At 68.0% G+C, this 14,111-nt stretch carries 16 protein-coding genes; 4 read left to right on the top strand and 12 right to left on the bottom strand.

Going from position 1 to position 14,111, the window contains the following annotated elements; translation table 11 throughout:
- Positions 1-66: 66 nt before the first annotated feature.
- The 7 genes from QT386_RS19145 to QT386_RS19115 all read right to left on the bottom strand — a co-directional run bounded on the left by QT386_RS19145 (position 67) and on the right by QT386_RS19115 (position 5,261).
- Complete coding sequence (locus tag QT386_RS19145; RefSeq protein WP_289275354.1) at positions 67-1,545, bottom strand: FAD-dependent oxidoreductase; 1,479 nt, start codon at positions 1,543-1,545, stop codon at positions 67-69.
- 104 nt (positions 1,546-1,649) lie between these two features.
- On the bottom strand, positions 1,650-2,579 hold the full coding sequence (locus tag QT386_RS19140; protein ID WP_289275353.1) for a hypothetical protein: 930 nt from the start codon (positions 2,577-2,579) through the stop codon (positions 1,650-1,652).
- Positions 2,580-2,607: 28 nt separating this feature from the next.
- Positions 2,608-2,781 carry a hypothetical protein gene (locus QT386_RS19135; protein ID WP_289275352.1) on the bottom strand — a complete coding sequence of 58 codons (174 nt, stop codon included), beginning with the start codon at positions 2,779-2,781 and terminating at the stop codon, positions 2,608-2,610.
- A gap of 108 nt (positions 2,782-2,889) precedes the next feature.
- The gene (locus QT386_RS19130) at positions 2,890-3,168 is read right to left on the bottom strand and encodes a PqqD family protein (protein ID WP_289275351.1); all 279 of its coding nucleotides are present in this window, start codon (positions 3,166-3,168) and stop codon (positions 2,890-2,892) included.
- A 37-nt stretch (positions 3,169-3,205) separates the two neighbouring features.
- Positions 3,206-3,805, bottom strand: coding sequence for an asparagine synthase-related protein (locus tag QT386_RS19125; RefSeq protein WP_289275350.1), 600 nt, complete (start codon positions 3,803-3,805; stop codon positions 3,206-3,208).
- Between the two features lie 30 nt (positions 3,806-3,835).
- Positions 3,836-4,483: an asparagine synthase-related protein gene (locus tag QT386_RS19120; RefSeq protein WP_289275349.1), complete on the bottom strand. Its 648-nt coding sequence runs from the start codon at positions 4,481-4,483 to the stop codon at positions 3,836-3,838.
- A 76-nt stretch (positions 4,484-4,559) separates the two neighbouring features.
- On the bottom strand, positions 4,560-5,261 hold the full coding sequence (locus tag QT386_RS19115) for a crotonase/enoyl-CoA hydratase family protein (protein WP_289275348.1): 702 nt from the start codon (positions 5,259-5,261) through the stop codon (positions 4,560-4,562).
- A 158-nt stretch (positions 5,262-5,419) separates the two neighbouring features.
- On the opposite strand from QT386_RS19115, the gene QT386_RS19110 reads away from it, so the two are divergent.
- Positions 5,420-6,232 (top strand): amidohydrolase family protein, encoded by an 813-nt coding sequence (locus QT386_RS19110; RefSeq protein WP_289275347.1) that lies wholly within the window; start codon positions 5,420-5,422, stop codon positions 6,230-6,232.
- Between the two features lie 67 nt (positions 6,233-6,299).
- Here QT386_RS19110 and QT386_RS19105 read toward each other — a convergent pair whose 3' ends face one another.
- Positions 6,300-6,815, bottom strand: a complete 516-nt coding sequence (locus QT386_RS19105) for a M48 family metallopeptidase (protein WP_289275346.1) — start codon at positions 6,813-6,815, stop codon at positions 6,300-6,302.
- Between the two features lie 11 nt (positions 6,816-6,826).
- A complete protein-coding gene (locus tag QT386_RS19100) occupies positions 6,827-7,045 on the bottom strand; it encodes an RNA-binding S4 domain-containing protein (protein WP_289275345.1) in 219 nt (72 codons plus the stop codon).
- Positions 7,046-7,225: 180 nt separating this feature from the next.
- Here QT386_RS19100 and QT386_RS19095 point away from each other — a divergent pair, with 180 nt between their 5' ends.
- Positions 7,226-8,473: an SPFH domain-containing protein gene (locus QT386_RS19095; RefSeq protein ID WP_289275344.1), complete on the top strand. Its 1,248-nt coding sequence runs from the start codon at positions 7,226-7,228 to the stop codon at positions 8,471-8,473.
- Positions 8,470-9,894 (top strand): hypothetical protein, encoded by a 1,425-nt coding sequence (locus QT386_RS19090; protein ID WP_289275343.1) that lies wholly within the window; start codon positions 8,470-8,472, stop codon positions 9,892-9,894. Before QT386_RS19095 ends, QT386_RS19090 begins: the two co-directional genes overlap by 4 nt.
- A 102-nt stretch (positions 9,895-9,996) precedes the next feature.
- On the opposite strand, the gene QT386_RS19085 is transcribed toward QT386_RS19090, so the two are convergent.
- From QT386_RS19085 to QT386_RS19075, 3 genes are all read right to left on the bottom strand, one after another.
- Positions 9,997-10,713, bottom strand: a complete 717-nt coding sequence (locus QT386_RS19085; protein WP_301334406.1) for a 2OG-Fe(II) oxygenase — start codon at positions 10,711-10,713, stop codon at positions 9,997-9,999.
- 108 nt (positions 10,714-10,821) lie between these two features.
- On the bottom strand, positions 10,822-11,730 hold the full coding sequence (locus QT386_RS19080; protein ID WP_289275341.1) for a tetratricopeptide repeat protein: 909 nt from the start codon (positions 11,728-11,730) through the stop codon (positions 10,822-10,824).
- A gap of 2 nt (positions 11,731-11,732) precedes the next feature.
- The gene (locus QT386_RS19075; RefSeq protein ID WP_367401467.1) at positions 11,733-13,505 is read right to left on the bottom strand and encodes an ABC transporter transmembrane domain-containing protein; all 1,773 of its coding nucleotides are present in this window, start codon (positions 13,503-13,505) and stop codon (positions 11,733-11,735) included.
- 118 nt (positions 13,506-13,623) lie between these two features.
- On the opposite strand from QT386_RS19075, the gene QT386_RS19070 reads away from it, so the two are divergent.
- Positions 13,624-14,109: a thioesterase family protein gene (locus tag QT386_RS19070; RefSeq protein ID WP_289275339.1), complete on the top strand. Its 486-nt coding sequence runs from the start codon at positions 13,624-13,626 to the stop codon at positions 14,107-14,109.
- Positions 14,110-14,111 lie beyond the last annotated feature (2 nt).

The following is a 14,111-nucleotide window of genomic DNA, read 5'->3' as shown; positions in this document are numbered from 1 at the left end:
GCCAGGAGTCTGGGAGTTTGTTGGGTCCGGCAGTTTAGGGCTTGGCCACCGGTCTGCCCATAGGGGTCAGCAGCGGGCGGCGGTCAGCCCCGCCTGCCGCCCGAAGAAGGTCGCGTCGGCCAACGACATGCCGGAACTGTAGCCGGCACCCCAGCGCGGCATGCCGCAGGCCGTGCGCCCGGCGGCATAGAGCCCCGCCACGGGCCGGCGCGTGGCGTCCATCACCTCGCCCGTCGGCAGTGTGTCGAGGCCACCCAGCGTGAAACTGAAGTAGGCCGCATGGTCGATACGGCAATCCAGCGCGACGAAGGGGCCCTGAGTCAGCGGGCGCAGCCACCGGGCCGCCTTGCGGAACAGTGGGTCATGTCCCTGCGCGGCGTGGCGGTTGTACAAGTCCACGGTGGATACCAGGGCGCCCTCCGGCAACTCCAGCTCGCGTTCCACTTCCTGCCAGCTGTCACCGGTGGCGCCGATCGTGATCTTGGCGAACTGCCCGAATTCAGGCTCGGCAAAGATTTCCTGGTCCAGAAGCAGCCAGAAGCGGTCGCCGGCCTGCTGCAGCGCATGCTGCGCGACACGGCCGTGGTAGCAGTCCTCGTTGATGAAGCGCTGGCCACGCGCGTTGATGAAGATGCCCTTGATCAACTGCTCAGGCGGATACCAGGGCAGGGTCACGAAACCCTGGTCCATGTGGATGGCATGGCCGCCCGCGCTCTGGCCGAGCAGGATGCCGGAGCCGTCGTCCACCGTGCCGATGGGCATGTTGGCGCGCATCAACTGCGGCGCGTACCGGCGCATCAGGTCCTGGTTCATGATGAAGCCGCCCGCGCAGAGCACCACGCCGCGCGTGGCGCGCAAGAATGAGTCCTGCCCGTCGCGTCGCTGCACCAGGCCCTGGACGCGGCCGGAGTCGTCGACGATCAGCGCGACCGCACGGGTGTCGTAGCGCACATCCACCGCCGTCTCGGCGACGCGCTCCGCCAGCCGGTCCATCAGGTAGCGCCCGCCGCCCAGGCCCATCCATTGCGGGGTGTGCCCGCGAGGACAAGGCTTGGCGCTCTCCGCGAAGGGCCAAGCCTCCTCGCTGCCGCTCCAGATCAGGCAGTCATCGGTGAAGGGCTCGACGATGCGCTGCGGGATGAAACTGTTCTTGTAGACAAGCCCCTGCGCCTGCATCCACTCGAAGTGCGCCAGGCTGTTGTCGGCGTAGAGCCGCACCTTGGCGGCGTCCGCATCGGGACCGCCCGCCATCAGCAGGTAGCGATAAAGGTCCTCGGTGTCGTCATGGAATCCGGCCGCCTGCTGCTGCGGCGTGCCGCCGCTGCCGCCGACGTACATCTCGCCCCCGGACAGCGCCGAGGTGCCGCCGCTGCCGGAGGTGGTTTCCAGCAGCACGACCTTGGCTCCCGCGCGCACCGCTTCCAGGGCAGCACAGGCACCCGCCGCGCCGAAGCCCACCACCGCGACATCGGTCTCAATATCCCAGCGCAGCACCTCGGTGAAACGGCAGGGGCGGCTGCGGGAATAGGCGGGCTGGTCTGACATGCGGTTCTCCTCGGCTCGGCCCTGATGGGCTCTGACTGCACGATAGGCCCTCCCTGCCCCGCCTCCCTCCTCCGGCCGGAGGAGAAGGACGGCCCGATTCCTGCTTAGCGCAGCAGGGACCTGAGCAAACTATCGATCTCCTGGATCGCGCGGTAACTGGAGGGGTATATCAGGGAATAGCAGGCGACCGACTCGATGATCCTGCCCAATCGCGCGAAATGCTCGGGCAACCGGCTGGCCGCGTGGTCCGAAGGATCGAACAGGATCAACTGGCGCGTTGCATCGATAAAGGCATCGCTGGAGGAAAGCGGCTGCAGTCGCGGCGCGTGGCAGTCATCGGAGCGAGCCAGCGATACGAAGGCCCGCAGTGGCACGACAACGGGCGGACGGCCGCCCACATCTGCACCGAACCAGACCTTGCCGTCATAGCCCGGCATGGAGCGGCACCGTTCCGCCGGCAATCCCAATGCCTGCTGCGAGTCACCCCAGACACAAACGCCGCTGGCCGCCGGATAGAGGAGTGGTCCCTCCTCGTAGCGCAGTACGGAGAGATCGTCGCTGAGAAGGGTCCAGCCAGCCCGATGGGAGAGGGCGGCGGACAGTGTCGACTTGCCCGCCCCGGAGGCCCCAGCCATCAGGATGCCGCCAGTGGCATCACCGATGGCGGCTGCGTGCACCAGCGTGGCATCCACCAGCAGCGGAATGCGGGGCAGGATGCGGCGCACCAGCACGTCCGAGAACTCGAAGCTCCCCGGATTTCCGGCACAGCGGATACGGTCGCCCGCAGCGCTGACCAGATAGTGGTTGCAGTCGCCAGAGGTAAACAACCAGTCGGACCCCAGGAGCCGCAGGGTCAGGTCGTAACCGCCCCGCCAGCGAAACCGGACAGGGCCCGCTTCGCTCAAGTCACCCAGGTCCATCGACACCTGAATGGACTGGCCAGCCAGAAGGTTGCCCTCAGCGAGCGGCAACACGCCGACCAGGGGGACGCTGCTAAACAGCGCCCTACCGGCGAAACGGTATGCAAATGCCACCGGCTAACGGATCGCCGGCGGGATCACATCAAACGGAGGATTCAGAGGCGAAATCGAAGCCGGCGCCACCGTTGCCCTGCGTCTGGGTCACCGGCATGACCACGGCAATCTCCGGCTTGGCCCAGGGCTGCCGGGTGTCGGCGCTGATCGGGGCCTGCAGGTCGGAAGTCGGAGCACGCTCGGAATTCTTGAGGAGGGACATGTGTTTTCTCGTCGTCTGCTTGGAGAGCCTATGAAGGACTCACCCGCTTACGCTACCAGATGCGATGCCTGCTCGCATACCCCTTGGGCAGTGCCGCCTGTGACCCACTCAAGTCCCTGTCTCAACGACCGACTCCAGACGCATCTGCTCCAGCACCTCCACCACGTCTGCGCGGCAGGTTTCCGGCGCAACCGCATACCGCTCCTGCAGGCGCTCGCACAGTTGACCCAGGGTGGTCGGCTCCTCCAGCAGGTCCCAGATGGCGGAGGCGTGTGAATTCAGCTTCAGATAAGTGCCCCGATCGACCTGGAGGATGACCACCTCGTCGTTGATGCGCGCTCCCAGGGCTTTGGCCGCGCGGGCTACCCGCATCTGATCTGTCTGCATGTGCATTCCCTGAAGATATCCGTAAGGCCGCAGGAGCTTACAGCCTGAAAGCCTGCGTCAACCACAGGTCGGTGGACACGCCCCCCAACATGCCCGCAGCGCCGCCATTCGCGCCGGCGCGATAGCGGTGCCGTCCTGCCAGGACTGGAGCGTCCTGTGGCAGTCCTCCAGCAGCGGCCCATCCAGCCATCCGGCACTCCCGCCCCGCGGGCTGGTTCACACCGTGCTCCTGCAGGCGCCGCACCACGGCCTCGACGATCGGCATGCTGAAGTCGGTCTTCATCTGCCGCGGCCGCACGGCCTCTGGCAGCCTCTGGCGCATCGCCTCGCGCAGCAGGTGCTTGGGCTGCTGGCCCCTGCGCAACATGCCACCGGCGGCACCCATCAGGAAGCGCGTCAGCCTCAGGTCATGAAATGGATGCCGCACCTCGACACCCTGGGCATCGACATGGGCGATGACGTTGTCGAGCAGGACGTGCCGGGTCGGGACGACGTAGGCCGCATAGCGCCATTGCTGGGACAGGCTCGAACCCGCCAGGGATGGTGCATCCTGCCGCCAGCGATCCGACAGGCCGGCAGGTAATCGCTCTCCGCCCAGTTCTCGCGCAGCAATGCCGGCCACTGTCCGCAGGAACATGTCGGGCCAATGTGCCCGCGAACCCCGCGGCTAGTCGTCGCCGCCTTCGCCCGTCAGCACGACCCGAGTCCCCTGACGGCAGAGGGCTTCGCAGGTGATGCTCCAGTGAGAGGCATTGCGATGCAGCGGCAACTGCAGTAAACGGGCCGTCCAGGCCTCGGCCTGTTCGAGGTCGTCAGGTCCCGACATGACCGTCCGGGCCTCGATGCTCAGGTGCGACTCGACGCATTCGCTCCATTGCGCCTCGTCGTGGACCCGGTCCGGGAACCACGCCGAGATCGCGGTGACCGGGTGCGCGATCCGGCCTGCGCGATGCAGTTCCGTCGCCCGGTAGACCATGGCCGAGGAGTTCCGTCCGTCCGACAGCTGCGCCGCCACGGGCGTCGCGCTGCGCAGGCTGGATGCCAGGGCCTGGTCGAACAGTTCGTTGAAACGGTCGACATGATCGGCGTCCGACAAGCCGGAGAAATCCTCGAACGGCCCGGGGTGCAGGCACTGGCGCTCGACCGGGGATTCCGGCGTGACCGGACGATGGCAGCGGATCATGAGGGCGGGCCCGGCATGCCAGTGCCCGGCCCCGTCGGCCGGGCGAGGAGGCCTGGCGGCGACCATGCGCTCCAGCAATTCCTGGGACTGTGGCGCACCCTCCAGACCGACGACGCCGGCGATGCCGCTCATGAACCATGCTCAGGCGGGAGCCGCACAATCCATGCGGCACGCCCGTCTTCGGCAATCCCCGGCATCGCGCTGGCGCTCAGCCGAACATCTTGCGGAACTCGGTTTCGTCGGCCTCGATCGCCGTGCGCAGCGCCGCCAGGCCCGGGGCACGGGCACGCAGCTTGGTGGCGGCGAACGCGGGGCGGTTGAGCTTGAGCAGGCCGGCCGCGGCGGCCTTGGCCTCGGCCAGCAGCTGCTCCGGCGGCACGACGCGGTCGAGGAAGCCGGCTTCCACTGCGCCTGTGGGCGAGAAAATCTCGGCATGGGTGACGGCACGGCCGAAATGCGTGATGGCCAGGCGCATGCGGCAGATTTCCGTGGCGGCGTAGGGCATCGTCAGACCGATGGCCACCTCGTTGGCGCCGATCTTGAAGCTGCCCTCGGCGCCCAGGCGCAGGTCACCGCTGAGCAGCAGGAAGGACGCCATGGCCAGCGCGTGGCCGCCCGCGGCGATCACCACGGGGCGCGGGAATTTGAGCAGGCGCTCGGCCACCCGGAAGCCGCCGATGACCAGCTCGCGTACCGGCGGACCGCCCGCCCCCATCACGGCCAGGTCGAAGCCGCCGGAGAACATGCCCTCGCGGCCGGTGAGCAACACCGCCGCGCGATCGGCGTCGGCATGATCCAGCGCGGCATTGAGCGCGACCAGCATCGCCGGCGAGATCGCATTGCCCTTGCCGTTGTTCATCGTCAGCGTGGCGATGCCGTCCTGCAGCTCGTAACCCACCAGTTCGTTCATGTGAAAGCTCCAGCAAGAAAAAGTGATGGGCCGACCTTAGGCACAGGTCGGGGGCGACGACAATGGCCGTGCCTCAGGTAATTCGGATTGCCAGCGTATGGTGGCTGTGGACGGAAAGCTGCGGCAGGATGCGCTCGGCCATTTTTCAAAGGGATTTCATGATCATCGACGCCTGGGCGCAGCACCCAACCGCGCGCCACATCAACGACCCGATGTTCGACTCGCTGCGGCGCTGGACCAAGGGCGGCCTGCCCGCGGGCGAGCTGCCGGTGTCGGCCACCGTGGCCGCGATGGACCAGGCCGGCGTGGACAGGGCGCTGATTAGCGCCTGGCTGGCGCCGCGGCGCGTGCTGATCTCCAACGATGAGGTGGCCGGCTTCGTGGCGCAGGCGCCGGACCGGCTGGTGGGCGTCGGCTCGGTGGACATCTCGCGGCCGATGGATGCGGTGCGCGAGGTACGACGCTGCATCCGCGAACTGGGCTTCAAGGCGATCCGCGTGCTGCCCTGGCTTTGCGAAGTGCCGCCCACCGACCGGCGCTTCTATCCGGTCTACACCGCCTGCTGCGACCTGAGCGTGCCCTTCTGCACGCAGATCGGCCACACCGGCCCGCTGATGCCCTCCGAGGTCGGCCGCCCGATCTACCTGGACCAGGTGGCGCTGGACTTCCCGGAGCTGGTCATCGTTGGCGGTCACATCGGCTACCCCTGGACCGATGAAGCCATCGCGGTGGCAACCAAGCATGAGAACGTCTACATCGACACCTCGGCATATACCATGCAGCGCTATCCGGCGGCGCTGGTGGAGTATTTGCGCGGCCATGGGCGGCACAAGGTCTTGTTCGGCACGAATTACCCGATGATCCTGCCGGCGAAGGCGCTGGAGGGATTGGATGCACTGGGGCTGGATGACGAGGCGAAGGGCTTGTTCCTGAGTGGGAACGCGGCGCGGGTGTTCGGGCTGCAGGGGTAAGGCCGGTCGCCAGCAGCCGGCTCCTACAATGTGGCCTGTGCAGGAGACAGCTTGCTGGCGACCTGCTTCAGGCTTCAGCAGAAGCCGAGGGCAAGGCCCGCTGCAGCAGTACCAGCCGCAGGTCGAATTCCACTTGGTGATAGTCCGGCAGCATGTGCCGGCAGAGCTGGTAGAAGGCCTTGTTGTGCTCGCGCTCGCGCAGGTGCGCCAGCTCGTGCACCACCACCATCTCGAGGAATTCCGGCGCCAGTTCCTTGAACAGGCCGGAGACGCGGATCTCAGCCTTGGCCTTGAGCTTGGCCCCCTGTATGCGAGAGATCGCGGTGTGCAGACCCAGCACGTTCTGCAGCACGTCCATCTTGTTCTGGAACTGGACCTTGTGCAGCGGCGGCGCGCTGCGCATGTGTGCCTGCTTCAGCTCCTGCACGTATTCGTGGAGCGCGCCGTCGCTCTGGACCTGGTGGCTGCCGGGGTAGCGTCGCTTGAGGTGCTCTTCCAGCCGCCCCTGCTCAACGAGCCCGCGGACCTGGGCCTGGAGGTGGTCGGGATAGGCGCCGAGGTAGCGGCGCAGGACGGCGTCCATGGACATTCCGCTCAGGCGGAGCGCACCCGGATGCGCAGGCCCTCGCAGACCACCACCTGGCCTACCCTGATCTTGGCGGTCTTGCGGCTCTCGGGCTGGCCATCCACGGTGACCCGGCCGCCAGCCACCAGCTGCTTGCCAGCGCCCCCGGAATCGCAGGCGCCCGCCAGCTTGAGCAGCTGGTTCAGCTCGACGTATTCACGGTCCAGATCGAAATCGACGGTATTCATGGCCGTCATTCTAGTTCCTGCACAAGTTCTGCACGAAATTCCGCCGCTCTTGCATGAGGCCGCCACGGCCGGCGCACAGCACCGGCCCAGACTGCCTCCCCAGCAGCGGTCCTCACCGGGCCGCCGCTGCGGCGGCCGGGGAAGGCCGCATTCCGGTCCGGGCTTTCAGGGAGCAGGGTCATGCAGGAACCGATTCAGGAAGATGCGCAGTCAGAGCCTCCGGCTCACCAGCCGGACTGGCGGGAGAAGCTCGGCGGGGCGGCGGAAACCACCGCCAGCGGCGCCTGGCGCCAGCGTGGGCGGCTGTTCGCGCTGGGGCTGATCGCCGCCGCGGTCTATGGCGGCTACCGCCATCCGCCGGTGCAGACGGTGGAGTCCGGCGAGGTCGCCATGCGCAGCAACCGCGTCACCGGCAGCCAGGCGGCCTACGCCGCCGGCCCGGTGATGGTGGTGCCAGGCCTGCACGAGCTGCACCGCTACTCCCTGCGCGACCGCGTGCTGCGCCCGGCCGAGAGCGCCCGCGCCGACGGCGCCGCGCCGTTCCAGTCCAAGGAGGGGCTATCCCTGGGCGTGGACCTGAGCCTGCGCTACGCCCTGGACCCGAAGCGCGTCAGCGAGATCGCGCGCCAGCTGCCGGAGAACATCGACCACGACGTGGTGGAGCCGGCGCTGCACGGCGTCATCTACCGCATCTTCACGGCCTACACCGTCAAGGAAATCTTCTCCAGCAAGCGTGCCGAGATCCAGCAGAAGATCGTCGCCGAGCTCAAGCCGCGCCTGGCGGCCGACGGCATCCTGCTGCGCGACGTGCAGCTGGGTAACGTGGACCTGCCGCGCGAATACCGCAGCGGCATGGACCAGATGCTGGCCGAAGAACTGGCCACCGAGAAGATGCAGTACACCCTAGCCCTGAAGGACCAGCAGGTGAAGGAGACCGCGCTGGAGGCCGAGGCCGACAAGGTCCGCCGCGAGAAGGCGGCCGAGGCTGCCGGCAACGAGCAGGTGATCGCCGCCCGTGCGCAGCAGGAGGCGATGAAGCACGTGCTGCCCTTCAAGGAGAAGCAGATCGAGCAGCGCAAGCTGGAGGCTGAGGCGGAAAAGGCCTCGCGCATCCGCTACGCCGAGGGCAATGCCGAGGCGCGCCGCGTGGAGGCTGCGGGCGAGGCCGACTCGCGCCGCAAGCTGGCGGACGCCGAGACCTATCGCCTGGAACAGGTCGGCAAGGTCACCAGCGCGCAGATGGAGCGCGACGGCCAGTTGCTGAGCAAGCACCCCCTGCTGATCCAGAAGACCATGGCCGACAAGCTGTCCGACAAGGTGCAGGTGATCATCGCCTCGCCGCCGGCCGGTGGCGGCTTCATCGGCTCTACCTTGCTGGGCCAGAACCAGCCGCGCGCCGTGGCCACCGCGACCGAGGAGGAGCAATGATCCTCGCTGCCCTCACCGCCCTGGCCATCGTCGCGCAGGACGACACCGCCCTGCGCGCCGCCCCGCGCGACTCGGCCCAGCAGCAGGCCCAGCTCTGGCAGGGCGACACGCTGGAGGTGCGCGGCGAGCGCCTGGGCTTCCTGCAGGTCTGGGACCACCAGCGCGAGCGCGGCGGCTGGGTGCGCGCGCCGCAGGTCCGCAGCCTGGAGTTCGACGAGGACCAGGCGCCGGAACTGCTGGCGGTGCTGAGCTTCCTGCGCGATGCCCCGGGCCAGGAGGCCCTGGGCATCGCCTATGCCGCTGCTTACCTGCGCGCCGCGCCGGCCGCGGATATCGACGCCGAGCCCTTCGACGCCCTGGGCAGCATGGCCGAGCGCCTGGCCCGCCGGGCCTCCGGCAAGCAGCTCAAGGCCGACGAGGCACGCACCGCCGCGCACCTGGACGTGACCCGCCGCTACGGCGTGGCCTGGACGCAGTTCGAACGCGAGGATGGCCGCATCCAGCTCTGCTACGACGGCGACGCCTTCCGCCGCGTACTGACCCTGCCCGCCGCGCCCGCGCAACGGGCGCGTGCGGTATTGGCGCTGACCCGCCACGACTGCATCGACCCGGCAACGGCTCCGCTGGCGCGGGTACAGCTGGACCAGTGGCGCGCCGATCTGCTGGACCGCGTGGACCTCGCGGAGCTGGACGGCCCGACCAAGAACCGGGTGCGGCTGCGCCGCGCCGGCGTGTGGTCGGCGCTGGCCTACGCCCATGCCCGTAGGGCCGACGGTGCCAATACCGCGGCCGCCGCGGAAGTGCGTGCCCTGGAGGCCCTGGCCGGCGTGGATCGCACCCAGTTGCCGGAGGAGGACCAGCGCGCCTACACCGAGGCGGCCGTGCGTGTCGGCGCTTCGCGCTGGGCCATGGAACCTGCCTCGCCGCCTGCTGCCGGCAAGCTGGCGATCACCACCGTCGCCGGGCAGCCGGGCGAGACCTGCGTGCTGCTGACGGGGCCGAAGAACGACGCGCAGAACCCGCTGCTGCGCCGCTGCACCTATGGCCGCGTCTGGAATGCCTCGGCCCGTGCCGACGCGGGCGGCAAGGCCCTGGCCCTGGCGGTGCAGCCGCTGGATACCTGGCTGGAGCTGTGGGTCTTCACGCAGCAGGACGGCGCCTGGAACGTGCAGGTACTGCCGCCGGCGGCGACGGAGCCCGGGGTCGGCTACGTGGAGTTCGCCGGCTGGGTGCCGGGCGGCAAGCAGATGCTGGCGGCGCGCGAGGCGCGCGTGGACGGCCGCTGGACCCGCAGCTACGAACTGGTGTCGCTGGCGACGCTGGCAACCGAGCGCAGCGCGGCGGAGCCGGCGCACCTCAGCAGCTTCTATCGCTGGCAGTCGGCGGACTGGAAGCAGCGAACCGTGAGCCTGCGGCATTGATCGCTACCGACTCGCTGTAGGAGCGGCTGTCAGCCGCGAGGGAGGGCGGACATGACGACCGACACATCGCGGCCAATGGCCGCTCCTACGACAGGAGGCTGCTCAACTGGCGTCATGGAAGATGATGCCGAGGGTATGGCGATGCCCTGCACGCAGGCGGCTGACGCCATGGCGCAGGTTGACGCGATAGCTGCCCCGGCTACCTGCTGCGGGCCGGTGATGCACGGCGAAGATCACGGCGTCGCCCTGCATCAGCGGCACCACGTCCACGCGCGACTGCCGCCGGGGCCGCTGCTCGGTCAGTACGAACTCGCCGCCCTGGAAATCCCGCTGCGGTTGCGACAGCAGCACCGCCGCCTGCAGCGGGAATACCTGCTCGCCGTAGAGGTCCTGGTGCAGGCAGTTGTAGTCGCCCGGTCCGTAGCGCAGCAGCAGCGGCGTCGGCCGCTGCTGGCCCGCCTGGTGGCAGCGCTGCAGGAATTCCTGCAGGTCTTCCGGGTAGCGCGCCGCCAGCCCCATGGTCTCGTTCCAGCGATTGGCCAGCGGCGCCAGCCGCGGGTACAGCGACTCGCGCAACGCCGCCACCGTCGGCGGCAGCGGGTAGCGGAAGTACTGGTACTCGCCTTGGCCGAAGCCATGGCGCGCCATCGCCACGCGGCTGCGGAAACGCGCCGGCTCGTCGTACAGGGCCGCCAGAGCCGTGCATTCCACCGGCGCCAGCAGTGAGGGTAGGCAGGACCAGCCCTGGGCATCCAGTTCCGACAGGATGCTCGGCCAGTCCTGACTTTCCACACGTTCGCTCAACTTCGATTGCAACATATGTGCCCTGTGCCAAACGCGAAAACTCTAGCGCAGGCAGTGACCCCGAACCCTCCGTTTCTTGCGCTCCATGGCAATCCCATTCAGGTCATGGGTGAGCATGGGACCTTACTCCGATGTAACAGGAGCTGGCACCTCCGGCTGACTGGTGACCGGGAGCTGCACGATCATGCTTGGTCGATTTACGGCATAAATGGGTGGAGCCGGCATTTCGATACGACTAGCAATCGCCATCACAATCTGATCGAAGGCAACATCCCCTGAGCTATTTAGCGTGGTGACTTCTGGGCGACTAGCGCCTTTTTTATACTCGAGCTGGAGCAGCGCGGATCTGTTTTGGGAATAACCGCGGAGCTCCTTCGCCCCTTGAAAGCGACTGCGCGAACGGGCCCACAAAAGATCGATCCACCTGCGCCAATCTGACTGCTTCTCTTCGGCTGTGAATATTTCATAACGGTCCTCGAGAAGATCAAGTTCCGCCCAGGCTTCATCACTCCATCGTGCAGCGGCCTTGCGATACCATTCTGCAGCCGTTCTAGGATCCCTGGTCACGCCCGAGCCATTCGCGTACATCCGCCCTAACGCGACTTGTCCGATAGGCACTCCAGCTTCCGCTGCTTGGCGGTAGTAATGCAGGGCGGCCGCGCTGGAGGCAGGTCGACCACGGCCCAGCTCCGTCATTCTGCCAAGTGCCACAAGTGCTCGTGGTTCCTCAACAGCGGCCTCCGAGTACCAAAGCCAAGCCCGTTCGTGGTCAACCGAAACACGTTCACCCATTTCGTACCAGCGTGCCAGTAGCATCTGGCAGCCAGCGACGCCATCCTCTGCCCTATGCAAAACCTTCTGCAGATCGGCTTGATCCAGTGGTCCGCCCTCGGTCTCCCTGCCCATATGTCCACAGAACACGATGTCCTGGATAGCGCGCCCCCTCTTGGCAAGGGATTTCATGTCCGCTTGGGCGTACCCAATGGAAGCCAGAAGAAAGAACAACACCCACACTCGCACCACAGTACGCATGTTCAGTCTCCTACCACCTGGAGGCTCGCAAGGCGCGCATACAGCCCACCCTGCTGCAGCAGTTCCTGCGGCGTGCCGGTCTCCACAATGCGGCCGTGCTCCAAAACCACGATGCGGTCGGCCTTGCGCACGGTGGCCAGGCGGTGGGCGATGATCAGTGTGGTGCGGTCACGCATGGCCGCTTCCAGGCCCTGCTGCACCAGGGCCTCGCTCTCGGCATCCAGCGCGCTGGTGGCCTCGTCCAGCAGCAGCAAGGGCGGGTTGCGCAGCATGGCGCGGGCGATGGCGATGCGCTGCTTCTGCCCGCCGGACAGGCGCAAGCCGCGCTCGCCGAGGAAGGTCTGGTAGCCCTGCGGCAGGCGCATGATGAACTCGTCGCAGAGCGCGGCGCGGGCGGCGGCGATAACTTCTTCATCGCTGGCGCCGGCACGGCCGTAGCGGATGTTCTCCATGGCGTCGGCGGAGAAGATCACCGCGTCCTGCGGCACGATGCCGATCTGCGCGCGCAGCACGGCGGGGTCCAGCTGGCGCAGGTCGATGCCGTTGAAGCGGATGGCGCCGCCGCCCACGTCGTAGAAGCGCAGCAACAGTTGGAACAGCGTGGTCTTGCCGGCGCCGCTAGGGCCGACCAGGGCCACGGTCTCGCCTTCGCGCACCTCCAGGCTGATGTCGTCCAGGGCCGCGGACTTGGGCCGCGAGGGATAGTGGAAGCTCACCTTCTCGAAGCTCAGGCGTGCCTGTCGGGCCGGCGGCAGGGCCAGCGGCAGGGCCGGCGCCTGGATCGCCGGCTCGGCGGCCAGCAGTTCCATCAGGCGTTCGGTGGCGCCGGCGGCGCGCATGATGTCGCCCCAGACCTCGGCGATCACGCCGATGCCGCCGGCGGTGAAGCCGGCGTAGAGGATGAAGGAGGCGAGCTGGCCGGCGCTCATGCTGCCGGCGATCACGGCCTGGGCGCCCAGCCACAGCACGAAGACCACGGCGCCGAAGACGCCGCTGATGGCGATGGTGGTCATCACCGCGCGCAGGCGCGTGCGGCGGATCGCCGAGACGAAGCTGTCCTCCACCGCGGCGCCGTAGCGGCGACCCTCGTCGGCTTCCTTGGTGAAGGCCTGCACGGTGGAGATGGCGTTGAGGATCTCGCCGGCCACGGCGGAGGTGTCGGCGATGCGGTCCTGCGACTCGCGCGACAGGCGCCGCACGCCGCGTGCCGTCAGGATCAGCGGCAACACCACCAGTATCAACAGCACCAGGGTCACGGCGAACAGCTTGGCGCTGGTCACGGCCAGCATCACCAGGCCACCGATGAACTGGAAGAAGCTGCGCAGGCCCATGGAGACCGAGGAGCCCACCACCGTCTGCACCAGGGTGGTGTCCGCAGTCAGGCGCGACAGTACCTCGCCGGTGCGGGTGGTCTCGAAGAACTGCGGCGACTGCTCGAGCATGCGTCGGTAGACCGCATCGCGCAGGTCGGCGGTCACGCGCTCGCCGATCCAGCTGACGTAGTAGAAGCGCGCCGCTACCGTCGCGCCCCAGACCAGGGCGATGCCGAACAGCGCCAGGAAGTATTGGTTGACCGCGGCACCGGCGACGAAGCCGTGGTCGATCAGCTGGCGCACCGCCAGCGGCACCGCCAGCATCACCACCGAGGCCGCGCAGAGCAGCAGGAAGGCCAGGGCCACCTGCTTGCGGTAGGGCCGCAGGAAGGGCCAGAGCCCGCTCAGGGCGACCAGGCGCCGGCGCGTGGCCGGCCCCGGGGGGCTGAGGGTTTCCAGCATCTCGGCAGGGCCGGTGGGTTCGGGGGCGGCAGGTTCGTTCATGGCGGGCGTCACGATAGCACCGGGCGCCCGCATTCGGACGAGGCCGCCGGAACCGGGCAGGCGGCAGACTGGCCCCATGAACAGCCCGGACCCCGCCCTCGCCCAGCCCTTCCGCCTGCACCGCGCCACCGTGCCGGCGGAGTGGATCGATGTCAACGACCACATGAACGTGGAGCGCTACTACCACGTGCTCTACCGGGCACAGGTGGAGGTGACGGAGCACCTGGAGCTGGGGCGGAACTACGTGGCCTCGCGCGGGCTGTCCAAGATGGTGGTGGAGAGCAACTTCCGCTTCGAGCGCGAACTGCGCCTGGGCGAGCAGGTGGAGGTGCGCTCGCGCCTGCTGGGCGTGGACCGCAAGCGCATCCACTTCTTCCACGAGCTGTGGAACCTGGACCGCGACATGCGTGCCGCGGTGGGCGAGCAGATCGACGTGCACGTGGACCTGGCGACGCGGCGCTCGGCGCCGCTGCCGGAGGACGTGCTGGCACGCCTGCAACGCATCGTGGCGGCGCAGGCGGCGTTGCCCGCGGTGCCGGCGCGGTTGACGCTGGCGCGCTGACT

The sequence above is a fragment of the Solimonas sp. SE-A11 genome (genome assembly GCF_030345715.1).
GTDB lineage: Bacteria > Pseudomonadota > Gammaproteobacteria > Nevskiales > Nevskiaceae > Solimonas_A.
This window is presented reverse-complemented; position numbering and strand designations above follow the sequence as displayed.